Source organism: Herbiconiux sp. L3-i23 (genome assembly GCF_023734115.1).
Classification (GTDB): Bacteria; Actinomycetota; Actinomycetes; order Actinomycetales; family Microbacteriaceae; genus Naasia.
The window spans coordinates 2,601,615-2,624,285 of sequence record NZ_AP025737.1; the positions used below are offsets into that span (position 1 = coordinate 2,601,615).

The 22,671-nt window shown below is 68.3% G+C and carries 25 protein-coding genes and 1 tRNA gene; 5 read left to right on the forward strand and 21 right to left on the reverse strand.

All coding sequences use genetic code 11. The features are described 5' to 3' along the window. Positions 1-3: 3 nt before the first annotated feature. Both NGH83_RS12355 and NGH83_RS12360 read left to right on the forward strand, forming a co-directional pair. The gene (locus tag NGH83_RS12355; protein ID WP_251856556.1) at positions 4-846 is read left to right on the forward strand and encodes a glycosyltransferase family 2 protein; all 843 of its coding nucleotides are present in this window, start codon (positions 4-6) and stop codon (positions 844-846) included. Beyond that, positions 843-1,199 (forward strand): hypothetical protein, encoded by a 357-nt coding sequence (locus NGH83_RS12360; protein WP_251856557.1) that lies wholly within the window; start codon positions 843-845, stop codon positions 1,197-1,199. Before NGH83_RS12355 ends, NGH83_RS12360 begins: the two co-directional genes overlap by 4 nt. Positions 1,200-1,208: 9 nt before the next feature. On the opposite strand, the gene NGH83_RS12365 is transcribed toward NGH83_RS12360, so the two are convergent. From NGH83_RS12365 to NGH83_RS12380, 4 genes are all read right to left on the reverse strand, one after another. Beyond that, positions 1,209-1,724: a bifunctional nuclease family protein gene (locus NGH83_RS12365; RefSeq protein WP_251856558.1), complete on the reverse strand. Its 516-nt coding sequence runs from the start codon at positions 1,722-1,724 to the stop codon at positions 1,209-1,211. Between the two features lie 98 nt (positions 1,725-1,822). After that, the gene (locus NGH83_RS12370) at positions 1,823-2,155 is read right to left on the reverse strand and encodes a DUF2185 domain-containing protein (protein WP_251856559.1); all 333 of its coding nucleotides are present in this window, start codon (positions 2,153-2,155) and stop codon (positions 1,823-1,825) included. 49 nt (positions 2,156-2,204) lie between these two features. Beyond that, a complete protein-coding gene (locus NGH83_RS12375; protein ID WP_251856560.1) occupies positions 2,205-2,423 on the reverse strand; it encodes a helix-turn-helix transcriptional regulator in 219 nt (72 codons plus the stop codon). Then, a complete protein-coding gene (locus NGH83_RS12380) occupies positions 2,423-2,905 on the reverse strand; it encodes a DUF2975 domain-containing protein (protein WP_251856561.1) in 483 nt (160 codons plus the stop codon). The genes NGH83_RS12375 and NGH83_RS12380 overlap by 1 nt, the downstream gene beginning before the upstream one ends. A 345-nt stretch (positions 2,906-3,250) precedes the next feature. Here NGH83_RS12380 and NGH83_RS12385 point away from each other — a divergent pair, with 345 nt between their 5' ends. Then, complete coding sequence (locus tag NGH83_RS12385; protein WP_251856562.1) at positions 3,251-3,409, forward strand: hypothetical protein; 159 nt, start codon at positions 3,251-3,253, stop codon at positions 3,407-3,409. Here NGH83_RS12385 and NGH83_RS12390 read toward each other — a convergent pair. Continuing rightward, complete coding sequence (locus tag NGH83_RS12390) at positions 3,393-3,752, reverse strand: DUF4440 domain-containing protein (RefSeq protein ID WP_251856563.1); 360 nt, start codon at positions 3,750-3,752, stop codon at positions 3,393-3,395. The two genes, NGH83_RS12385 and NGH83_RS12390, sit on opposite strands and share 17 nt — an antisense overlap. A gap of 73 nt (positions 3,753-3,825) precedes the next feature. Here NGH83_RS12390 and NGH83_RS12395 point away from each other — a divergent pair, with 73 nt between their 5' ends. Then, positions 3,826-4,701: an LLM class F420-dependent oxidoreductase gene (locus NGH83_RS12395; RefSeq protein ID WP_251856564.1), complete on the forward strand. Its 876-nt coding sequence runs from the start codon at positions 3,826-3,828 to the stop codon at positions 4,699-4,701. Positions 4,702-4,705: 4 nt separating this feature from the next. Here the strand turns inward: NGH83_RS12395 and NGH83_RS12400 are convergent, their stop codons facing one another. From NGH83_RS12400 to NGH83_RS12455, 12 genes are all read right to left on the reverse strand, one after another. Further along, positions 4,706-5,296 carry a small multidrug efflux protein gene (locus tag NGH83_RS12400; protein ID WP_251856565.1) on the reverse strand — a complete coding sequence of 197 codons (591 nt, stop codon included), beginning with the start codon at positions 5,294-5,296 and terminating at the stop codon, positions 4,706-4,708. An 82-nt stretch (positions 5,297-5,378) separates the two neighbouring features. After that, positions 5,379-6,170, reverse strand: coding sequence for a MerR family transcriptional regulator (locus NGH83_RS12405; RefSeq protein ID WP_251856566.1), 792 nt, complete (start codon positions 6,168-6,170; stop codon positions 5,379-5,381). Positions 6,171-6,234: 64 nt separating this feature from the next. Further along, complete coding sequence (locus tag NGH83_RS12410; RefSeq protein ID WP_251856567.1) at positions 6,235-8,682, reverse strand: glycoside hydrolase family 2 protein; 2,448 nt, start codon at positions 8,680-8,682, stop codon at positions 6,235-6,237. Between the two features lie 86 nt (positions 8,683-8,768). Next, positions 8,769-10,193, reverse strand: coding sequence for a GH1 family beta-glucosidase (locus NGH83_RS12415; RefSeq protein WP_251856568.1), 1,425 nt, complete (start codon positions 10,191-10,193; stop codon positions 8,769-8,771). Positions 10,194-10,195: 2 nt separating this feature from the next. Continuing rightward, a complete protein-coding gene (locus NGH83_RS12420; protein WP_251856569.1) occupies positions 10,196-10,558 on the reverse strand; it encodes a tautomerase family protein in 363 nt (120 codons plus the stop codon). 56 nt (positions 10,559-10,614) lie between these two features. Next, positions 10,615-11,571, reverse strand: coding sequence for an aldo/keto reductase (locus NGH83_RS12425; RefSeq protein WP_251856570.1), 957 nt, complete (start codon positions 11,569-11,571; stop codon positions 10,615-10,617). Then, positions 11,568-12,338 (reverse strand): VOC family protein, encoded by a 771-nt coding sequence (locus NGH83_RS12430; protein ID WP_251856571.1) that lies wholly within the window; start codon positions 12,336-12,338, stop codon positions 11,568-11,570. Before NGH83_RS12430 ends, NGH83_RS12425 begins: the two co-directional genes overlap by 4 nt. A gap of 100 nt (positions 12,339-12,438) precedes the next feature. Then, positions 12,439-13,689 carry an ROK family transcriptional regulator gene (locus NGH83_RS12435; RefSeq protein WP_251856572.1) on the reverse strand — a complete coding sequence of 417 codons (1,251 nt, stop codon included), beginning with the start codon at positions 13,687-13,689 and terminating at the stop codon, positions 12,439-12,441. Next, entirely contained in the window at positions 13,686-14,501 is an 816-nt protein-coding gene (locus NGH83_RS12440) for a substrate-binding domain-containing protein (RefSeq protein ID WP_251856573.1), read from the reverse strand. The genes NGH83_RS12435 and NGH83_RS12440 overlap by 4 nt, the downstream gene beginning before the upstream one ends. Before the next feature lie 33 nt (positions 14,502-14,534). Next, on the reverse strand, positions 14,535-15,323 hold the full coding sequence (locus NGH83_RS12445) for a carbohydrate ABC transporter permease (RefSeq protein WP_251856574.1): 789 nt from the start codon (positions 15,321-15,323) through the stop codon (positions 14,535-14,537). Continuing rightward, positions 15,316-16,287: a carbohydrate ABC transporter permease gene (locus NGH83_RS12450; RefSeq protein WP_251856575.1), complete on the reverse strand. Its 972-nt coding sequence runs from the start codon at positions 16,285-16,287 to the stop codon at positions 15,316-15,318. Before NGH83_RS12450 ends, NGH83_RS12445 begins: the two co-directional genes overlap by 8 nt. A gap of 35 nt (positions 16,288-16,322) precedes the next feature. Then, positions 16,323-17,696 (reverse strand): ABC transporter substrate-binding protein, encoded by a 1,374-nt coding sequence (locus NGH83_RS12455; protein ID WP_251856576.1) that lies wholly within the window; start codon positions 17,694-17,696, stop codon positions 16,323-16,325. A 390-nt stretch (positions 17,697-18,086) separates the two neighbouring features. On the opposite strand from NGH83_RS12455, the gene NGH83_RS12460 reads away from it, so the two are divergent. Further along, the gene (locus NGH83_RS12460; RefSeq protein ID WP_251856577.1) at positions 18,087-19,016 is read left to right on the forward strand and encodes a helix-turn-helix transcriptional regulator; all 930 of its coding nucleotides are present in this window, start codon (positions 18,087-18,089) and stop codon (positions 19,014-19,016) included. A 215-nt stretch (positions 19,017-19,231) separates the two neighbouring features. Here NGH83_RS12460 and NGH83_RS12465 read toward each other — a convergent pair. From NGH83_RS12465 to NGH83_RS12480, 4 genes are all read right to left on the reverse strand, one after another. Then, a tRNA-Arg gene (locus NGH83_RS12465) sits at positions 19,232-19,303 on the reverse strand. 78 nt (positions 19,304-19,381) lie between these two features. Further along, complete coding sequence (locus NGH83_RS12470; protein ID WP_251856578.1) at positions 19,382-21,070, reverse strand: FAD-binding oxidoreductase; 1,689 nt, start codon at positions 21,068-21,070, stop codon at positions 19,382-19,384. After that, positions 21,067-21,759 (reverse strand): 1-acyl-sn-glycerol-3-phosphate acyltransferase, encoded by a 693-nt coding sequence (locus NGH83_RS12475; RefSeq protein ID WP_251856579.1) that lies wholly within the window; start codon positions 21,757-21,759, stop codon positions 21,067-21,069. The genes NGH83_RS12470 and NGH83_RS12475 overlap by 4 nt, the downstream gene beginning before the upstream one ends. Beyond that, the gene (locus NGH83_RS12480) at positions 21,756-22,595 is read right to left on the reverse strand and encodes an SDR family oxidoreductase (RefSeq protein ID WP_251856580.1); all 840 of its coding nucleotides are present in this window, start codon (positions 22,593-22,595) and stop codon (positions 21,756-21,758) included. Before NGH83_RS12480 ends, NGH83_RS12475 begins: the two co-directional genes overlap by 4 nt. Positions 22,596-22,671: the final 76 nt, after the last annotated feature.

Consider the following 22,671-nt stretch of genomic DNA (forward strand, 5'->3'; position numbering starts at 1 on the left):
GGAATGGCTCAGGAGCTCACCGTCTCGATCGTCATCCCCGCTTACAACGAAGAGGAGACGATCCGGCACTGCCTGCTCGCGGCGATCGACCAGACCGTTTCCGCCGAGGAGATCGTCGTCGTCGACAACCGCTCGACCGACGGCACCCGCGCGGCCGTCGAGGCGATGCAGGCGGCCTTCCCCGAGGCGAACATCCGCCTCATCTCCCAGACCGAGGAGCAGGGGATCACCCCCACTCGCAACGCGGGATTCGACGCGGCGACGGGCGACATCCTCGGCCGCATCGACTCGGACTCCGCCATCGAGCCCGACTGGGTCGAGCAGGTGAAGAACGCCTTCGCGACGGGCGAGTTCGACGCGGCGAGCGGTCCGGTCGAGTACTACGACATGCCCCTGCGCAAGTTCGGTCATCAGGCCGACGACACGATGCGGCAGATCATGGTGAAGCTCGCCGGCCAGTACGTGTTCCTCTTCGGGAGCAACATGGCGCTCACGAAGAGATCGTGGCTCGCCGTCCGCGACGAGGTCTGCCTCGACCGCGAGGACCTCATGCACGAGGACCTCGACCTCTCGGTGCACCTCGCGCTTAAGGGCTTCAAGGTCGGTTATGTTCCCGCGATGGTCGCCGGGATGTCCGCGCGGCGTCTCGACTCGGCGCCGAAGGACTACCTCTTCTACGTGCAGCGCTTCGAGCGCACCTACGCCCACCACGGCATCCACGACCCCGGCCTGCTGGCTCCGATGGCGGTCTTCCTCGGCATCTATCCCGCGCTGCACCTCGAGCGCAAGGTCGAGGCGCTCCACGACGCACGAGTGTCGTCGAAGACCTCCGCCGTCGACGCGTGACCGGGCCCGCCGACGAGGATCTCGATCAGATCCGCGCCGTCGTGGCGACGAGCGACGGCCGCCGGCTCGTCTCCGCGGCGGTCCGCCTCACCGAACTCGCTCTGAGCCCGTCGAAGGCGAAGGTCGGGCCGCCGTCGCCGATCACCTCGATCTACACCTGGTACGAGGAGATCACGAACGATACCCGTCAGCGGATCCCGTTCGAGCGGCGCCTCGCAGAGCGACGCCCAGAACTGTCGCGTGAGTTCGATGACGTCGCCGACCACCCGGACTGGCCGCGGGTACGGCTTGCCGTGGCGCGCGTCATCGTCGACGGCGGCGCCGCTCAGGTGGCAGCGCTGCTCGACGACTGAGCGCTCCTCTCACTTCCCGGGGTCGGCGGGCCCCTCGAAGTCTTCGGGTTCGACGTGCTCGATGAAGTCGCGGAACTCCTCGACCGCCGAATCGTCGTCCTGCTCCGTCGCGATCAGGGAGCCGGGGATGCCGGCGTCGTCGAAGACCGCGTCCGCGACGAAGAGCGACGCACCGGTGCGCGAGGCGACGGCGATCGCATCGGACGGGCGCGCGTCGAGCACTCGCCTGCCGATCGGGGTCTGCACCGTGATCTCGGCGTAGAAGGTGCCGTCCTCGATGCGCGTCACCTCGACCCGGTCGATCTGGGCGCCGAACGCGTCGACGAGGCTGCGGATCAGGTCGTGCGACAGCGGTCGCGGCGGCACCGCGCCCTCGATGGCGATGAGGATCGAGGTCGCCTCCTGCTCACCGATCCAGATCGGGAGCAGGCGCTCCGCCTCGCCGTCGCCGTCGAGCGGCTTCAACAGGATGATGTGCTGACCGAGCGCGTCGAGGGCGACCCCGGCGATGTTGACCTGGACCATGGCGAGTCACCTTCCGACGCCGTTCGCCGCAATGGTAGAACTCGCAGATGACCGACGGCAGGGTGCGGCGCCGCCTCACTGCACCCACCCAGGGGAGGTCAGCCCGCCAGGTACTCGAAGGGCTTGTCGGTGCTGTTGTCCCACACGAGGACGTCGCCTGACTCGGGACGGATGAACTGCAGGTCCGCCCCCACGGGAGTCGACCAGAGTGCGACCATCGCCGGCTCGATCGCGACGACGGCGGCGTAGTCGAGTTCGATCAGCCTGCCCTCGTCCTCGATGTCGATGTCGCCGTCGAGCGCGCCCGAGTAGAGCCGCCAGCCGGTGTCGCCGGGACCGTCGGGCTCACGTCGGAATGCCCAGCGGATGGGGGCGCCTCCGCTCACGACGTCGGACGACACCAGTGAAGTGACCTGCTCGCTACCCGTCATGCGGCCACGCTAGTGGGCGTCGCACGGCTCGGGAAGGCGCGCACGTCGATCACGTCGAGTCGTCATCCGGAGTCCACCGCAGCACGTCGCCCGGCTGGCAGTCGAGCACGCGGCAGATGGCGTCGAGCGTCGTGAAGCGCACCGCCTTGGCGCGCCCGTTCTTCAGCACGGCGACGTTGGCGGGGGTGATGCCGATCGCGTCGGCGAAGTCGGCGACGGACATCTTGCGGCGGGCGAGCATGACGTCGATGTCGACGATGATCGCCATCAGACGACCTCGGCGAGTTCGTCGCGGAGGTTCGTCGCGCTGCGGAGCAGCCCGCGCATGACCACCATGAGCAGCACGAAGGCGGCGGCGAGGATGACCGCTCCCCCGATGATCACGATCAATCCGGGTGCGTCGAGGCGCGGCTCGACGACCAGCACGATGTGCGCGGCGACGGCGGTGAGCAGCACCGTGGCGACGACGCCGCTCCAGATGATCACGTCGACCCACCGGAAGGCGCCGTCGGTGAAGATCGCGTCGCGGCGCACGCGCGACAGTAGCGCCCACACGGCGACCAGCGCGACCTGCAGGCACACCCCGACTCCGATGCCGGCGACCGCGTAGGCGACGCCGAACTCGTCGAGACCGGCATCGCTCGTGACACCGCGCCCGATGGCGGGGATCGCGAAGACCTGCACCACCAGAATGCCGAAGACGATCGAGACGACGAGGACGCGGAGGCCGGCGATGACGAGACGACTCATCTATCGATTCTCGATAGCTAACGATCGGAAGTCAATAGCCCCTCCCCGGACTCCTCGGCGCTCACGGACCGAATCAAGGAAAAAGCACGCCTCAGTCACAACTCCATGCCGATCCGAGCTCGCGCGACCCGAAATCTCCTTGATTTGGTCAGTCACAGCCCGAGGTGCCGAACCGAATGCAGGAGATTCTCGTCAGAAGGGGCGTATTCGGGCGCGAATCGGGGCTGCTCGGCAGAATCTCCTGCATTTGGTCCGTCACACAGGCGGGAAAGGCGGAGTGCCTGCTGCGCCGGATGTCGCTTCGCGTTCACCCCGGCGTCACCGGGTGGCACTACCGTCGCCGGCATGACGAGCTGCACGCACTGCGGGGCCGGCGTCGTCTACCGCTTCCGCCGCAGCACTGCCTCGGCGACCGCGGGCTACGCGTACGTCTGCATCGCCCGCGACGACCACTTCTGGTTCGAGGCGCGCGCGGACAACGCACGCCTCAGCCGATCGGCGTGAGCACGCCGATCTTCCACTCGCCCGCGTCGCCGACGAGCTGGTAGACGAAGCGCTCCCTCGCCCGGCCGCCGCTGAACCAGGTCACGTCGGCCCAGATGCTGTGCTCGCCGCTCGCGACCACGTCGATCGTGTTCGTGGTTTCGTCGACCCCTTCGTATTGACCCCACGCCGACGCGAAGAACTGTTCGGTCTGGGTCCGATCCGTCACCGCGATCGACTGCCCGGGGAACAGGATGAGCGCCGGCACCGCGTAGAGCTCCGCGACTGCCGCCTCGTCCCGCGCGAGCAGCGCATCACCGTAGCGGCGGAAGAACTCGGACACGACATCATCGATCTCCGTCATGACCGGCAGCGTAGGAAGCGTTGAGGACGACGGCCGTCCGCTTCCGCACAGATGACCTACTTAGGCTGGAACGGTGACCGACTCGACCGCCGCGCTTTCCTCGACCTGGACAGACCGCCTCGGGAGGGTGGGCGTATGGCGGAGCACGCCGGAGATCACCCCGGCGCTCGCCGCATCGATCGAGCAGCTCGGCTACGGGACCCTCTGGTTGGGAGGCTCCCCCGCCTCGGATCTCCGAGCCGCCGAGGAGTTCCTCGACGCAACCGAGAGCCTGCAGGTCGCGACCGGCATCGTCAACATCTGGAAGTCCGACCCCGACGAGCTGGCTCGGTCGTTCCACCGGATCGAGGCGAAGCATCCCGGACGACTGGTGCTCGGCATCGGCACCGGTCACCGGGAGGCGTCGCCTGAGCGGGTGCGTCCGATCGACGCGATGAACCGCTACCTCGATGTCCTCGACCGCGAGGGCGTGCCCGCCGGCGCGCGAGTGCTGTCAGCGCTCGGCCCTCGGATGCTCGAAGTCGCCTCGGAGCGCAGCGCCGGCACCCATCCCTACCTCACCGTTCCGCAGCAGACGCGCGAGGCCCGCGACGTGTTGGGCGAGGACGCACTCGTCGCCCCCGAGCAGACCGTCGTGTTCGGCGAGGACACCGCCGAGGCTCGCATCAGCGCGCGGGCATTCCTGAAGAACTACCTGCGACTCGACAACTACACCCGCAACATGCGCCGCGCAGGCTTCACCGACGCCGATATCGTCGACGGAGGCAGCGACGAGCTCGTCGACGCCCTGGTCGTGCACGGCGACGCCGCAACGATTGCAGCATCGGTCGAGGCTCACCTCGCCGCGGGCGCCGACCACGTGTGCGTGCAGGTGCAGCCGAGCCGGGAGGACATCCTCGGAGGGCTCTCGGCGCTCGCTGACCGGCTCGGGCTGCGTCCCACCGCCTGATCGATCACCAGCCGAGCGCCGTCACGAGCCCGAGCGCAGCGGCTGCCACGAGTCCAGTCCACAGCACGATCGCGACCGCCTGCCACAGGATCACCCAGCCCTTGCTGACGCCGGACGCGACGAAGAACGCGGCGGTCAGGTGGGTCGGCAGCACCAGCGGGGCGAGGATGCTCGTGCCCGGCACTCCGAAGCGCACCATCCAGGTGCGGAGGCGCGCCCGCCCCTTGGAGCGTCGGTTCGGCTTCGCCTCGTCGCCGTCGAGCGTCTCGACGCGCGGCTCGGGCTCGGCGACACCCGCGCCGACGAGGGTCCGCGTCGGGGCGTTCGCCGAAACCTTCGCGGAGCGGCGCGTGACGACGGCGCTTCGCGCACGCGAGCCGAGCAGCACGACACCGATGACGGCGAGCAGGTTGCCGGTGGCGCCAGCGACGGCCGCCACGATCGGGTTGATGCCGGCGAGGATGCCGAGCGCCGCGGATCCTTCGCCCTCGACATACGGGATCATGCCCGCGACGGCGACCGCGAGCGGCTGGATGAACTCCGGCACCTGGTCGACGAAGCCCTGAAGGGCTTCGTAGGGGTTGGAAGCAGACATTGATTTCTTCTCTCTTTCATCGGCCCGGAACCGTCCGGGCGGGTTGACGAAAGAGAGTAGAAACCGTGTTCTCAGAACAGGGTCAAGCGGGTGGATCCGCCGTCGGCGAACGCTCCCCCGAGCTCGGGTTCGCTCCCGGATCCGACGGCGAACGACCGAGGATCTTCCACGCGATGATGCTGGCGCGGATGAGGACGTCGTACTGCGCCGGGTTGAACAGCGCCTCCGCCGCCTTCGCGATGGTGTCGCTCGTCACCTGCGGCGTCCGCGACAGGTGCGCCGTCGGGTCGAGCAGCCACGGGAACGACTCCATGTCGCGGGCGAGTGCGGGAGCGTACTGCTCGGCGAGCTGTTGGCGCGCGTCCTCGTCGGCGTCGGACGGGAGGTTCTCGAGCGCGACGCTCGCGTCGTCGGGCTCCTGCTGGATCATCGCGCGAACGTCGTCCATCGCGCGGTCGTCGTAGAGCTGCTTGTAGATCATCACGAGCGAGCGCTCGGGCTTCGACAGCCGCGACGCCACCTCTTCGAATCCGGAGGGCACCTCGGTCGCGGTCGACCCCTGCAGGATCGCGGCGATCTCGACGCGCGCCCGCTGGAGACGCTCGATGCTCGCGGTGAGCTCGGCGTCGAGCGCGCGCAGTGCCTCTGCGGGGCTCTCGCTGTCGGCGCCGACCTCGTCGATCTGGTCGAGCGGCACCCCCAGGTCGCGTAGCCGGCGGATCTGCAGCAGCCGCACGAGATGCCGCACTCCGTACTGCTTGTACCCGTTCGAGAGCCGGTCGGGCTGCTCGAGCAGGCCGGTGCGGTGGTAGTGCCGGACGGTGTTGACTGTCGTCCCGGCGAGGTCGGCGATCTGCTGAGTGCTCCACGCCATCGCTGCTCCCTGTCGTCGGTGAGACGGGCTGTCGTCGGTGAGACGAGCCTAGGGCGCGAGCGTTTCAGCGTTCGAGGCTCATGACCAGGTCCTTCGCCGTGCGGATGGCACCGCGGTACTGTCCCGCAGAGAACCCGGGACCGCCGGACACCGCGATCGTCGCCGTCTGTCCGGGCAGCAGTGTGACGAGCGCCGAGTCCGCGGTCGCCGCGGGATCGAGCGTGTCCACCAGGATCGTGAGGTCGCGCACCAGAGTGATCGCCGTCACCGTCACGCGGTCGATGTCAGCCACCCGCTCGACCTCCACGTCGAACTTCGCCCCACCGAGATCGCTGTGCCGATAGTCGGCGAAGAACCACTCCGCCCGGACATCGCCTACGGCGGCGGTCACGAGTTCGCGGCTGCCGATGCCCGGCGACGCAAGCGGCGCGGACACCTCCACTCGAGCGGTACCGCGGGGCGGCACCGACAACGCCATCCGCTCGCTAGCGAGCGATCCGCCGTCGTAGTCGACCCGCGCCAGCTCCAACTCCCCCGTCCACTCGTCGGCGGTGTCGTTCACGGCCACGACGACGAGACCGTCACTGTCGGGCTGGATGGTGAGCAGACGCTCGGCGTACGCGAGCCTCAGCGCATGCAGCAGCGGCTTGGCGCGCTCGTATCCGTCGACGGCCGCCCATGAGGTGACCGGCCAGCAGTCGTTGAGCTGCCACACGATCGTGCCGGTGCAGTGCGGAGTCAGCGAACGGAACCATTCGATGCCGGTACGGATGGCGACCGCCTGGTTGAGCGACATCGCCCAATGCCAGTCGGCCATGTCGTTCGGGAGCGGGAAGTGCGCGACGAGACCGTCGATCAGCTTGACATTGCCCTCCGCCGCCTTCTGATGCACCAGCATGCCGGGCGACTCGGGGGTGAGCGGCGAGTCGGAGATCGATGCGGTGAGCGTCGACCAGGTCGGCGGCCCCTGCCACCCGAACTCGGCGACGAAGCGCGGCCGGTGGTCGCGGTAGTGCGGATAGTCCTCGCGGTTCCACAGATCCCAGAGGTGCACCGATCCGGTCGCCGCGTCGTTCTGCGCCGCATCCCGGTCGGGCGAGAACGGGCTACCCGGCGTGTACGCGACGTGAGACGCAAGCTCGGCGACGAGCTGCGGGAAGAGCTCGTAGTAGTAATACGACCCCCACGTGCGGCCGTCGAGCCGCGGCTCCCAGCCCCACTCCTGGAAGCCCCAGATGTTCTCGTTGTTGCCGTTCAGCAGCACGAGCGACGGATGCGCGCCCAGCCGCACGATCGCCTCGCGCGCCTCGGCCTCGATCTCGGAGCGCATCGGCTCCTCCTCCGAGTAGGCGGCGCACGCGAGCAGGAAGTCCTGCCAGACGAGCACGCCCCGCTCGTCGCACTTGGCGTAGAAGTCGTCGGACTCGTAGATGCCGCCGCCCCACACGCGGAGCAGGTTGATGTTCGCGAACCGCGCCTGCTCGATGCGGCGGGCGTAACGGGCTCGGTCGACGCGATGCGGGAAGGCGTCGTCGGGGATCCAGTTCGCCCCGCGCACGAAGATCGGTTCGCCGTTGACGACGATGGTGAAGGGGGCGCCGCTCTCATCGGGTGCCGTATCGATCGTCACGGTCCGGAAGCCGACGCGCTTCGACACCCGGTCGAGCACGCTCTGTCCCGAGCGCAACTCGATCTCGAGGTCGTAGAGCGGCTGCTCACCGTGCCCGACCGGCCACCACAACTCAGCGTCGGGCACCGTGAGAGTCAGCGTGATGGAGCGGGCGTCACCCTCGAGCGTGGTGCGCACCTCCCGTGTGCCGACGGTGGCGATCACCTCGACCGCGTCGTTGCCGGTCCGATCGATCGCGACCGTCAGCTGAGCGGTGGGCACCCCGCCGACGACCGTGGCCACCACCCGCGACTCGGTGATGCGCGCCGTCGACCAGGTCTCGAGCCGCACGCCCCGCCAGAGTCCCGACGTCGAGGTGTCGATGCCCCAGTCCCAGCCGAAGCTGCAGGCCATCTTGCGCACCGCGTTGTACGGGTGGTGGTTGACGTGCGGGCGGTAACCCTGCTCGAGGCTCGCCGCGTCGGCGGCGGGCACAGGCGCCGAGAAGGCGACCTCCAACGCAGCGTCTCCGTGTCCCAGCGCACCGGTCACATCGAACCGGTACGAGCGGTGCATATTGCGGGTCTTGGCGAGCGGCCGGCCGTCGAGCGTGATGCTCGCGATCGTGTCGATGCCGTCGAAGACCAGTTCCTGGCGCTCGCTGCCGTCCGGCTGCCACGCGATCGCGCGCCGGTAGGTCCAGTCGGTGACACCGATCCACTTCTGCGCCGACTCGTTGTCATCGAGATACGGGTCGTCGATGAGGCCCGCGGCGAGCAGGTCGGTGTGCACCGACCCGGGCACCGTCGCCGTGATGGCTCCGGCATAGACGACCGCGTCCGGGGCGGCGGACCTCTCACCGGGGGCGACGGTCCAGCCGTCGTGCAGCTCGACACGCTTCATCGCGCGAGGCCTCTCTACTTCAGTTCAGCGACCGATCGTCGTGGAAAACGGTGGGGCGGAGCACGGTCGAACCCCGCCCCACCTGCTCATCCAGCCGCCGCGGCGGCTGCGTTCTCGGGAGCTCCCTCGGCTGCACCGGCACCGAGCGGCCCGCCCAGATATCCGGCCAACCACTTCGCGCTGGTCTTCGGGGTGCGCACTTGCGTGTCGTAGTCGACGTGCACGATGCCGAAGCGGCGCGAGTAGCCCCACGCCCACTCCCAGTTGTCCATCAACGACCAGACGAAGTAGCCCTGCAACGGCAGGCCGCGCTCGACCGCGTCGGCGCAGGCGGCGAGGTGCTTCTGCAGGTAGTCCGTGCGCTCCAAATCGTCGACGCTTCCGTCCTCCGACACGATGTCGGCGTAGGCCGACCCGTTCTCGGTGATGTAGATCGGCAGCTCCGGCGCGATGTCGTGCACCATCTCGACCACGTCGACGAGACCGTCGGGGTGGATCTCCCAGCCCATCAGCGTCTTGGCGGCGCCGGTGTCGACGAACTCGACGAACTCGCTGCCCGGGTAGGCGCTCGCCTCGTCACGCGGAGTGCCCGCGCGGAGGGTGTGCCGGCTGTAGAAGTTGATGCCCATGAAGTCGATCGGCGCCGAGATCAGCTCGAGATCGGCGGGCGTCGCGTTCTCGGCGAACCACTCCCCGTCACCGAGGTCGTCGAGCACGTCGGCCGGGTAGCTACCGCGCAGCACCGGGTCGAGGAAGAACCGGTTGCCGAGCCCGTCGATGCGGCGGGCCGCATCGACGTCGTCCGCGCTGTCCGTGGCGGCGCGGATCGAGTACAGGTTGAGCGTCGTGCCGACGGTCGCTTCGGGTGCGGCGCGGCGGATCTCGGGAAGGGCGAGGCCGTGGCCGAGCAGCAGGTGGTGCGCAGCGTGCGCCGCGAGCACCCCCTCCTGACGGCCGGGCGCGTGCACACCGCTCGCGTAGCCGAGGAACGACGAGCACCACGGCTCGTTGAGCGTGATCCAGTGGTCGACGACATCGCCGAGCGCCTCGACGGTGAGCGCCGAGTACTCCGCGAAGCGGTAGGCGGTGTCGCGGTTCAACCAGCCGCCCTGCTCTTCGAGCGTCTGCGGCAGATCCCAGTGGTAGAGCGTCGCCCACGGGGTGATGCCGCTCTCGCGTAGCGTCTCGGCGAGCCGGCGGTAGAAGTCGAGTCCCTTCTGGTTCGGCGCTCCAGTCCCGGTCGCCTGGATGCGCGGCCACGCGATCGAGAAGCGGTAGGCGTCGACGCCGAGGTCGGCCATCAGCGCGACGTCTTCGCCGACCCGGTGGTAGTGGTCGTCGGCGACATCACCCGTCGACCCGTCGGCGATCGCGCCGGGACGCAGGGCGAGGGTGTCCCAGATGCTCGCGCCGCGGCCGTCTTCGGTGGTCGCGCCTTCGATCTGGTACGACGCGGTGGCCGTGCCGATGACGAACGATGCGGGCAGCTCGGTGCGGTGCCGATCCGCCATGTTCAGGCCTCCTTCGAGGGAGCGAGCCAGTCGCCGTCGCCGTTCTCGCTGAGCGCGATGAGGATGTCGTCGCGCTTGATGCCGAGGGCCGCGAGGCGGTCGACGATGAGGTTCGCGCCGCGCTGCTTCACCTCGGGCGAGTAGCCGTTGTAGGCGAGGATCTGGATGAAGACGATGTCGCTGCGGTCGGCGTCCGGGAAGGTGCGGCTGTAGAACAGGTCGCCCTTCTCGTGCAGACGGAAGATCTGGAACAGGTCGTCGGCCGGCATCTCCCATCCGTCGACGAGCGCGGTGTGGATGGCTTCGCTCATCTGCGGGCGAAGGTCGGCGAGGTGGTCGTGGAGGTCCACGCGGACGAGGGGCATCGTTGCTTCGTTTCTCTTGTATCGGTTGTGATGGATCGGTCGGTGGGAACGCCGGGTCAGACGGGGTCGGTGTCGAGCCAGTTCTCGGACGCGGGCACGAGGGTTTCGAGCTCGTCCCAGAACTCCTGCGGCAGCTCGGCCGTCGCCGCCGTGACGGTGGTGGCGATGCGCGGGATCTTGCTGATGCCTACGATCGTGCTCGCGATGCGCGGCTCCCGCGTCGAGAACCGGATGGCGGCGGTCGCGAGGTCGGTGTCCCACTTCTCGCAGACCGCGCGCATGCGGGCGATCGAGTCGAGGGTCGCCGCCGACGCGGGCCGGTAGCCGTACTGCGTGTTCGTACCGGTCGTGTCGGCGAGGATCCCGCCGCCCAGCACCGCCGCGTTGACGATGCCGAGACCCATCTCGGTGGCGCGGGCGATGATGTCGCCGGCGCTGCGGTCGACGAGGGTCCACCGGTTGTGCACCAGCAGCACGTCGAAAACGCCGAGCTCGAGGTAGCGCGACATCACGCGCACGTCGCCGCCGGCGAGGCCGATGTGCCCGACCTCGCCGCGCTCGCGCGCCTCGACGAGCGCTTCGACGGCGCCGCCCCTGCCGGTCATCGCGTCGAAGTCGTGGAACTCGGGGTCGTGCAGGTGCACGACCGGCAGCGGCCCGATGCCGAGCCGCTCGCGGCTCTCGTCGAGTGAGCGCTTGACCCGCTCCCCGCTGTAGTCGCCGTCCTTCTGATCGGTCTTCGTGATGACGAGCACGTCATCGGGCAGGCCACCGTGTGCGGCGATGCCCTTACCGATGCGCTCTTCGCTGCGCCCCGCCGAGTAGCCGTTCGAGGTGTCGATCGTGCGGATGTCGCTGTCGAGCACCGCGCCGACGAGCGCGATGGCGTCGTTCTCGGCGACCTCGTAGCCGAAGTTCTCGGGCATGCTGCCGAGCGGAGCGCCGCCGAGGGTGATCGGGCTGACCGTCAGCCCGGTCGCACCGAGCGGCGTCAGCTCCCAGCGGGCCGTCATGCGCTGCGCACCGCGTGCACGAGGCCGTCGGCGTCGGTGTAGAGGTCGAGCCCGGCGGCGGTGCCGACCGGCTGCGCGAGCTCGGGCACCTCACCCTCGAACTCGACGGCGGCGAAGCCGAGCGAGCCGGTCTGCGGTTGGCGGCGGCTCTTCTCGGCGCCGTCGTAGGTGAAGATCTCGAGCGAGGTGTCGCCGTGGCGCAGGAAGTTGATCTCGAATCCGCGCGGGTCGCTCGGCTGGTGGATGCCCGACATCAGCACGTAGCCGAGGCCCGCGAAGTAGTCCTTGGTGGCTTCGATGTCGTGCACCGTCTCGGCGACGTGGTCGAAGCGGGGCCGCTCGGGGTCGCCGAGCCCCCAGTCGGCCTCGACCGCGTCACGGTCGTAGACCTCGTGGTACTGCAGCGGGCCCTCGACGAGTTCGAGCAGGGTGCCGTCGGGGTCGTAGAAAAAGGTGATGCGCACGTCGCCCTCGGCGTGGATGGGCTCGAGCTGGAAGGGGACGTTCGCCTCGTGAAGGGCATCCACTCGCGCGTCGAGGTCGGACACCTTGAAGCCGACGTGACGGAAGCCCGCCTGCAGGTCGTCGGCGATCCAGGTCGACTCGTCGGTCGCGTCGACGCGGACGAGCCGCAGCGTCGCGGTCACCGCGTCGAGCACGGCCTCGTCGTCGCTCGCCTCGACGGTCTCGGTGCCGAGGTAGCGGTTGTAGAACTCAACGGAGCGGGCGACGTCGGAGACATGGATGAGTACGGAGCGAATGGCCACGGGTGCCAGTCCTTTCTTATGGAGATGAGGGCGAAGCGCCCGGTCGCCGCGGCGTCGGTGCCGCCGGCGGAGTTTCTGGTGGTTCGAGGGGAAGGTGCGCTCAGACGCGCACCGGGATCTCGCCGCGCGCGCTCGCCCGTTCCGCCCGCGTGTGCGGGGTGAGGACGTGCTGCAGCGCGAGCGTCGCCGCGCCGACCGCCGAGGTCTCGAGCCCGGGGTCGGAGAGTTCGACGGTAACGCCGTGGATGGTCCTGGTGCGCGCCAGTCGAGTGACGGCGTCGCGGATGGCCCGCACGTAGATCGCGCCCGCATCGGCGAAGCCGGGGCCGGCGAGGTAGATGCGGTCGAGGTCGAGCAGGTTGACGGCCGACAGCATGGCCGCGGCCACGTACCGCGCCGACCGTTCGATGAGGGCGACGCATCGCTCGTCTCCGCGGACGGCGGCGCGGGCGATGGCGTCGTAGTCGGCGCGAAGCCGACCGTCGTCGCCGCCGAGTCCGAGGTCGTCGGCGAGTCCGGGCTCGGCCATCGCACGCGCGATGATGGCGCGGGGCGCGGCGAGCATTTCGAGGCACCCATTCGACCCGCACCAGCAGTCAGGTCCATCGATGTCGACGACCATGTGGCCGATCTCACCGATGTTCGACGAGGCTCCTCGATTGACGCTGCCGCCGATCATGAGGCCGAGACCGAAACCTCGCGACATGTAGAGCGTCGCGAAGTCCTGCGTGGCGGGAATGCGGCCGACCCAGAACTGGCCGAGTGCGGCGCAGGCGGCGTCGTTGTCGCGCACCACCGGAAGGCTGATCAGCGATTCGAGGGCTTCCTGCACGGCGAACGAATCCCACTCGTCGGCGGTGAGCGAGAGCCGTTCGGCGCCCGCGCCGAGGTCGAGACCGGCGCCGGCGACCCCGACACCGACGATGTCCTCAGTAGGGATGTCGAGCTGCTGGAAGACCTGCTGCAGCTCGTCGGCGATGCGCAGGATCTCGGTGCTCGGCGCCGACTGGCCGATGCCGGGCGAGACGAGCTGGCCGACCACGTTGCCGCCGACGTCGGTTACCACATAGGTGAGGCGGGTGTCTTCGAGCGAGATGCCGACCGCGTAGCGGGCCTGCGGGTTGATCTCGAGCAGGCTGCGCCGCTTGCCGCCGGTCGAATCGCCGAAGCCGGTCTCGATGACGAGACGGTCGTCGATCAGCGACTTCACGATGCGGGTGATCGAGGTCGCCGTGAGGCCGGACATCTCGGCGAGCTCGATGCGGCTGACCGTGCCGCTCGAGCGAACCAGGTCGAGGATGGCGCTCCGGGTGTTCTCGGACGACGGTCCGATGCGTCTGACGTTGCTCATGCTGTCTCCCCCACTACGACGAACGGCCTCGGCGCAGGCTCACGGGTGGCTCGTCCGCCGGCGATGGCGCCGAGCATCCGCTCGCCGAGCATCGCGCCGATCTCGCTGCCGCGCCGATCGATCGCGGTGATCGACTTGCTGGCACTCTGGCAGAGCGCGGAGTTCGTCCACGACACGATCGCCACGTCGTCGGGCACCTCGAGCCCCTTCGCGCGGAAGGTGTCGAGCGCGGCGGCGGCGTGCACGTCGCTGTCGAAGACGAGGGTTCCGGCTCCGTCGGCGACGGCGGCCTCCGCGGCGGCGATGGCGGCCTCGTCGCTGTGCTCGACGAGCACCACCTCGAACAGCCCGTCGAGGGCCGCCTTCTCGGTGGCCGCAGCTCGCAGCGAGCCGTTCGACTGCTGGTCGACCGCGCTGATGTAGACGGTGCGGCGCGGCGGACGGGTGGCGAGGAAGGTGCGGAGCACGTCGATGGACGCCTCGAAGTCGATGACCACCGCGGGGAAGTCGACTTCGACGGAGGTGTCGAGGACGGCCGCGATGGGGAAGCCGAGGGTGCGCAGCACATCGACCCGCGCATCCTCGGAGTCGACGCCGAGCAGCGCCACCCCCGACACTCCCCCGACTTCGGCCCAGTGACGGTAGAGCTCGATCTCGGTGTCCTCGTCGGGGACGACCTTGGTGACGAGGCTGACTCCGTTGCGGATCAGCGGGTCGGCCAGCGAGTGCACCAGCGCGACCACGAACCGGTCGTCGTTCCTGCTCGCCGGTATGGCGAGACCGATCGCGTTCATCTCGTCACCTCCTTCCATCGTCTTCTCCTCTATCTCTGTGTCGAGCTCGCGCTACTTGATGGCGCCGGCGGCCATGCCGCGTTCGAACTGCTTCTGCAGCAGCACGTAGGCGACGATCGTCGGGATCGCGGTGATGACCGCGGCGGCGAGGATCTTCGGGGTGTCGTCGTTGTACTGCCGCCGGAAGAACTCGGGCAGCAGGGTCACCACGCCCATGTCCTCGTTGGTGAGGAACACCTTGGGCAGCAGGTACGAGTTCCACGCGTTGATCAGCACGAGCACGATGAGCGCGACCGCCATGGGGCGGGCGAGCGGCACGAGCACCGACCAGAACATGCGCCACGTACTGGCGCCGTCGAGTCGGGCGGCCTCGAACAGGGTGTCGGGGATGCCGTCGACGTAGCCGCGGGTGATGAGCACCGTGAACGGGATCTGCAGGGCGGCGATCGGCAGGATCACCGACCAGAAGGTGCCGAGCATCCCGAGCCGCACCGCGGTGGCGTAGAGCGGGGCGATGAGCACGACCTCGGGCAGCGTGAGGGCGGCCATCATCATCCAGAAGTAGACCTCCTTGCGTCGCACGCGCAGCTTCGAGAAGCCGAACGCGGCCGCCATGGTGGCCAGGTAGATGATGATGATCGAGCCGCCGGCGACGATGGCGGTGTTGAGGAAGAACCGGGCGAAGCCGGGCACCTGGATGACGGCGAGGTAGTTGCCCCAGCCGGCGCCCGAGAACGAGCGGGACAGCATCGCGTAGATCGGGATGAGGAACGGCAGCACCGCGACGGTCACGATGATCTGCAGCAGCACCCGCGAGCGGATGGACCGAGTCTCAAACACGGGGCAGCTCCTCGTTCTTCGCGGCGCGTTCCTTGCTGCGCGACTGGATGACGACCGACGTGGTGACGGCGATGATGAGCAGGATGATCGACAGCGCGGCCGCGTAGCCGAGGTTGCGCGACGAGCCCGCTGTTTCGGCGTAGATCATGGTGCCGAGGAACTCGGACGACTGCGCGGGCCCGCCCTGGGTGATGAGCCACACGTTGTCGAACAGTTTCAGCGCGGTGATGAAGTTGAGGATCGCGAGCGAGATGGTGATGGCCCGCAGGTTGGGCAGCACGATCGAGAACAGGATCCGCAGGTTGCCGGCGCCGTCGATGCGGGCCGCTTCGACCATCTCGGGGTCGATCTGCGCCATTCCGGCGTAGTAGAGGATGAAGCCGAATCCGATCGATCCCCAGCAGCCGACGAGGATGACGACGAGCAGCGACGTGGTCGACTGCCCGAGCCAGCCTTGGGCGAGGAAGCCGAGTCCGATGGATTCGAGGATCTGGTTGAGGGTGCCGTTGGTCTGCCACACCTGGATGTGGGCGGGCGCCAGCGTTGCGGGGGCCACCACCACGGGGATGACGACGATGACCTTGTAGACGTTGGCGAGGAAGAGCTTCGAGTGCATCGCGGCGGCGAAGAGCATTCCGCCGATGACCTGCACGATGAAGACGACGATGAAGTAGACGACGGTGTTGCGCACCGCGGTCCAGAAGACCGGGTTGGTGAGGGCTTCGACGTAGTTGTCGAAGCCGACGGGGGTCATCCGGCCCCGGCCGCCGCCCCATTCGAAGAAGGAGAGGTAGCCGGAGTAGACGATGGAGTAGTAGATCAGCCCGACGGAGATGATGAAGCCGGGCAGGATCCAGACGAAGCCACCGGGGATGAGGCGGGAGGCCCGCTTGGGCCTCCCGCCCCGAGGTGTTTCCCGGGGTGACGTCGCCGGCTTGAGCTCAGGAGCAGCCGTGACGGTCATGAGGGGTTTCCGTTCTGGTGGTGCTGCAGGTCAGATCAGAGGCCGATGTCGGTCGGTTCGGCTGCGGCCTGCTGTTCTGCGGCGATCTCCTCCACGGACTTGTTGATCGTCGGGTCGAGGATCTGCTGGATGGCGAGCACGATCGTGTCGAGCGTGGTCTCGGAGGTCTGCCACTGACGTGACTGGCCCGACGAGGCGCTGTCGGCGATGAGGGCTTCGATGGCGGGGCGCTGCACGTCGGTGTTCACCAGCGTGATGTCGTCCCAGTCGGGGGTGACGCCCTGCAGGGCGGGCAGCAGGTCGAGCGCGTTGGCGACGTTCTGCTGGCCGGTCTCGCTCATGGTCATCCACTGCACGAAGGTCTTCGCGGCACCGATGTTGGGCGAGTCGGCGTTGATGGCGAGGCCGTAGTCGGCTTCACCGAAGTAGGCCGATCCGTTGCCCTTGCCGGCGACGTCGGGGAACGCGGCGGGGAGCTGCACGAAGCAGGTCGGGTCCGTCACACCGGCCGCCTCCATGGCGGTCTTGCACGACTCGGCGCCCGAGTACTGCGTGTACCAGAAGCCCATCTGCACCATGGCGGCGTCGCCCTTCATGAACTCTTCGTTCGCGAGGGGGTACTGGGTGCCGTCGAGGGCGTTGGCCGAGATGATGCCGTCGTCCTTCATGTTCTTGATGATCTGCAGGGTCTCGATGCCCGCCTCGTCATCCCAGTTCGCCTGGCCGGTGGCCGCTTCGATGAAGAAGTCGGGGTCGACCGAGTTCGCGATCGCGTGGTACATCTCGGTCGGGAACGTGTCTTCACCGCCCGCGCCCATGGTGAAGCAGGTCTTACCGATGGCCGTGATCTTCGCGCAGGCGTCGACCCACGAGTCGTAGTCGGTGGGGATCTCGGCACCCGCCTGGTCGAAGATGTCCTGGTTGTACCAGAGGAAGCCCGCCGACATTCCGCCGAGCGGAAGGGAGACGAGGCGGCCTTCGGAGTCGCGGAGCTGCTCGATGTAGCCGTCGCCGATCTTCGACTCCCAGTCGCCGCCGAGGGTCTCTTCGGCGAGCGGGGCGAGGTCGATGGCGTAGGGGCCCCACAGGTCGGGCGATCCGCCGGCGGGCGACAGGTCGTAGACGTCGGGGCCTTCACCGGAGTCGAGCGCCGGGGTGATGGTGGTGCGGAAGTCGACGTTCTCGTAGTTCTTGTAGGTGACCTTGATGTCGGGGTACTCCTCGTTGAACGCCGCGATGTAGCGCTCGGCGACGGGGGTGTCGGGAGTCCAGCCCCACCACACGACCTCACCCGAGTCGGCGGGAGCGGCGTCGGCGTCGCCGGCACCCTCCGTGCTTCCACAGGCGGCCAGTAGCAGGGTCGCGGCAGCGGCGATTCCCGCCGCCGCCATGAGCTTGGACTTCAGCATGGTGGTTCCTCTCATCACTTCATCGTGGTGTGACCCCGAGGGGTCTGCGCGGGGGGTTCGATGCCTCGGATCGACCGTGATGAGGCTTCAGGGATGCGCTGTGGGTTGCGACGCTACAACGCGATCGGGCCGCCGCGCTAGTACTTACACAACATTTGTTACTAAGTATTGTCGAAGGGAGACCCGGCCCGACATCGATTCGGCACAACGTTCCGGACACTGAATCCGGGCGTGTCAGGCCGTGGCCGATGCCGACGAGCGTGCCGAGAACGATTGTTTTCGGCTCGGGTACTGTGGCGCTCACGTCAGGTCCTCGCGGAATGCAAGGCGCTCGCGGATCGAGGGCGTGGGCGAGACGGTGAGAGTTCAGACCTCAAGGAGGCAGTTGCAATGCCGGTGGTACGCAGCCGTTTCGAGTCGAGCGATATCGCCGAGGTGACGGCGCGCTGGGATGTGACATTCCCGGGCGCGAAGCCTTTGCTCTCCGACACCGGGGACGATTTCTGGTACGGGCAGACGTTCGCCGGCGACGAGACGTTGCAGGTGATCGAGCAAGAGGTGCGCGCGAGCATCGCCACGCGGACCGATCAGCTTCCCTTCGTCACGATCGGGTGGGCGTCGCGGGGAGAGACGCAGACCTCGGATGGCCTGACGACGATGCCGATGTCGGATCCCGTGTACTGGTCGGGAGTCCGGCCCTATGACACGGTGGCGCGTCGAGCTGACGTGCACTCGGTGACGATCATGTCGGACGTCTTCGTGGATCGCTCGTCGAAGATGCTCGGGCGGGATTTCGAACTACCGCCGGCGACGATCGCCGGCTCCGGGCCGGGCACCCGTCTCGCACCGTCGCCTCGACGGCTGCTGATGCTCGCCGGGGAGGTCGTCGGTGAGCAGGCGGTCGCGTCGCCTCTGATCCGTGCCGCCGCGCTGGATACCGTCATCGCCGCGATCTTCGTGATCTTCCAGCTGGAGGAGCCGTCCGGGTCACGGCATCGCGCGCCGCGCGCGATCCGCGCCGCGTTGGACTACATGGATCAGCAATCCGGCGAGCCCATCACGGTGAACGACGTCGCCGCGCACGCGGGGCTGTCTCTTCGTTCGTTGCAGGACCAGTTCCGTTCAGTGCTCGAGACGACGCCGGGTGCGTATCTCCGCCGTCTCCGACTCGAGGGTGCGCGAGCCGACCTCCTGATCGGCGACCGCTCGTTCGAAAGCGTCGCTGCCGTGGCTCAGCGCTGGGGATTCCGACACCCTGGCCGGTTCTCCAGCGACTACAGTCGCGCGTTCGGCGAGCTCCCCCGCGAAACGCTCGGCTGACCGTACCCGAAGGGGCCGTGATCCACTGCCGCGACATCGAGTTCCTGGACGACCGGCTATTCGAACGGCACCCGAGGTCTGCAGGATTAATCTCGGACAACCATCGCTATATCGAAGTGCCGACCGGGCGCGCTCCGCTCAGCGCAACGGTGTAGCTCCGTGCACGGGCGCCGAGTCGGCGGGTTGTGGAGAGCACCTTCAGGGTTCAGAAACTGTGCCCCTGGAGGGACTCGAACCCCCAACCCTTTCCTTAGGACGGAACTGCTCTTCCATTGAGCTACAGAGGCTGACCGGTCCATCGTAGCGGCGACCGCTCCCCCGGACCGAAGCACCGGCAGCACCAGAGCGCGCCGGCCAAGCAAGACTTACGAGTCGACGCGGGCGGGTTCGCGGTCGCCGAGGATCTTGCCCGGGTTGAAGATGTTGCCCGGGTCGACCGCGCTGAACATGCCGCGCATGATGGCGACGCCCTCGGACGAGATGTCCTGCTCCATCCACGGCGCATGCTCGCGGCCCACCGCGTGGTGGTGCGACAGGGTGCCGCCGGCGTCGATGAACGCCTGCTGGATCGCCGACTTCACCACGTCGTACTCCGCGATCGGGTCATCCCCGGTCACGAATGCGAACGTGAAGTAGAGGCACGCACCCGAGTGGTACGAGTGCGACAGGTGCGCCATGATCCAGCCCGAACGCCCCAGCGACGCGTACGCGCCGTTCGCCGCGTCGATGACCGTGTCGTAGATGCCCTGCAGCTTCGACCACGGGCCCGCGGTCTCCGACACGTCGGCCGCCGCTCCGCGATCGAGCAGGAAATCGCGGATGTAGGGCGTGTCGAATTTCTTCTGGTCGTAGAGCGCCCCCGGGCCCGAGCCGACACCGAGGCCGCCGTGCTTGCGAACGATCGAGCCGACTATGCGCTTCTGGTAGCGCACGTGCGACGGCGAACCCTCGTAGCCGATGAAGGACAGGGCCAGCTGGTCGAGATCCCAGCCGCGGCGCTTCAGCACCTCGAACAGGCCCGCCTGCACCTTGCCCGAAACACCCTTGCTCTCCTTACGGGTAGCGAACGAGAAGCCCGTCTCCCGCGCATCCGAGACGCGCGTGATCGACGGCGACGCATCCGACTCCGCGATCGCCTGCATCGCCTTCAGCCCGGCCGAGAAGGTCGGGAAGAAGTAGGCCTGCACCTCGCGGCGCTTCGGCCGGCGGTGCACCTGCACGGTCACCTCGGTGATCACGCCGAGACGACCCTCGCTGCCGATGATCATCTCGCGCACGCTCGGCCCCGTGGACGCCGACGGCATCGCGCGGATCTCGGCGATGCCATCCGGGCGAACGAGGCGCATCCCGCGGGCGATATCGGCGATGTCGCCGTACTTGTCGCTCTGCATTCCGGACGACCGGGTCGCGACCCAGCCGCCAAGGGTGGAGTGGGTGAAGCTGTCGGGGAAGTGCCCGAGGGTCCAGCCCTTGGCGTTCAGCTGCGCCTCGAGGTCGGGGCCTTGAGCGCCGGCCTCGATGCGGGCGAGGCCAGAGTCCTCATCGATCGAAAGCACGCGGCGCAGCGCGCCCATGTCGACGGACAGCACCGGGCGGGTCTCTTCGACCTCGGGTTCGAGGCTGCCCGAGATGTTGGTGCCGCCACCAAAGGGGATGACCACGACCCCGCGCTCCGCGGCGAGCGCCACGATGCCCTGCACCTGCGCCTCGTCGGCGGGATAGACCACGGCGTCCGGCACGCGCGGCAGCAGGCCGGCGCGGATGCGCATCAGATCGCGGATGCTCTTGCCGTAGGTGTGCACGACCCGGTCGAGGTCGTCGGTGACCACCCGGTTGGCGCCGACCACTCCGGCGAGCGCCTCGATGAGCTCGGCGGGCGCGGTGGAGGCGGGCACGGTGAGGTCGTCGAACGACGGCGGCGACCCGGCCGGCTGCGACAGATCGAGGCCGACGGCCTTCTTCACGAACGGCGCGAACGCGGGCTTGTCCTCGTGGTGGAAGGCGACGCCCTCGACACCCCAGCCCCACCACTTCATGTGAGCGACGTCGGTCATCGGGCTTCCTCCTGGGTTGATCGTGCGTGCGACCAGGACGAGAGCCTTTCGACCTCGCTCCTCAGACGAACGGTGAAACTCTCCACGTTCTCCCCCTCCTCGGGGAGCAGTGGCGCGCCGAAGACTACCGCGACCGGCTTCCGTCCGCGCACCGGCCAGCTGCGATCGCGCGGCATCGCGACCGCCGCATCCACCAGACCGATCGGCAGCACGGGCACCCCCGACGCCATCGCGAGCGCCGCGGCGCCCGGCTTGAACTTGCGGATGCCCTGCCCCGTCTTCGCGCGACCGCCCTCGGGGAAGATCAGGATGGGCACGTCTGCGGCGAGCAGCGACTTCGACAGGCGCGGGCGCCCGCCGTTGCCGGTGCGGTCGATGGGGAACGCGTTGAAGAACAGCACGGTGAGCCAGGTGCGCCACTTCACGTCGAAGAAGTAGTCGGCGGCGGCCCCGGCGGCGAGGCGACGGGCGAGACGCCACGGCAGAGCCCCGAAGATCAGGGGCGCGTCGAGGTGGCTCGAATGGTGCGCGACGGCGACGAACGGGGCGTTCAATCCGTCGAGATGGTGCTGTCCGGTGATCGTGACGCGGGTGTTCGTCCACACCACCGGCTTCAGAAGCGCGCGCTGAGCCAGGAAGCGCGCCACAAGCATCGGGCGCGACCGGAATCGCTTGGTCGGGTCGCTCACTCGCTCTTTCGCTCCACGTTTGAAGATTCGGAGCCGGCGGTGTCAGCGGATGTCTTCGACTGCGAAGCCCCTTGTCGCGACGACGAGATGAATCCCGAGATGCGGCGGATCGCCGCGCGCGGCAGATGTCGGCAGAACCAGAGCAGCACCTGGAACTTCGCGGTCGGCACCGAGACGACCTTGCCGCGGCGCGCGTCGCGCAGGCCGACCTCGACCAGGTGGTCGACATCGATCCACAGGAAACCGGGGATCGAGCCGGTGCGTATTCCGGCGCGCTCGTGGAACTCGGTGCGCACCCATCCCGGCGTCAGCGCCGTCACCTGCACTCCGCTCCCCCGCAGCTCGACGGCGAGACCCTCGCTGTACGACGCGACCCACGCCTTGATCGCAGAATACGACCCCATCGTGATGTAGCCGGCGACGCTCGACACGTTGATGATCGTGCCGCGGCCGCGAGCCCGCATCGTGCGCGCGGCGGCTACGCCGAGCAGCAGAACGGCGCGGATCATCACGTCGATCCCCCGCTCGTGCTCCGAGGTGTCCTCGGCGGTCAGCTTGGTGTGCACGCCGAACCCGGCGTTGTTGACCAGAAGATCGATGGGATGCTCGGCGTCGGTGAGGCGGGCGGCGACCCGGTCGACCTGCGCCCGGTCGGCGAGATCGGCGGGCAGCGTCTCGACATGGATGCCGTGCTCGGCATGCAGCGATGCGGCGAACGCGTCGAGGCGTCCGACATCACGCGCGACGAGCACCAGGTCGTATCCGTCGCGGGCCAGCGCGGTGGCGAAAGCGGCACCGATGCCTGACGTACCACCGGTGATCAGTGCCATTACCATGGGCCACACCCTACGCTTCGTGCGCCTCATTGAGATGAGCTGGGAATCCGAATCCGCGGTCCGCAACGAACACGTG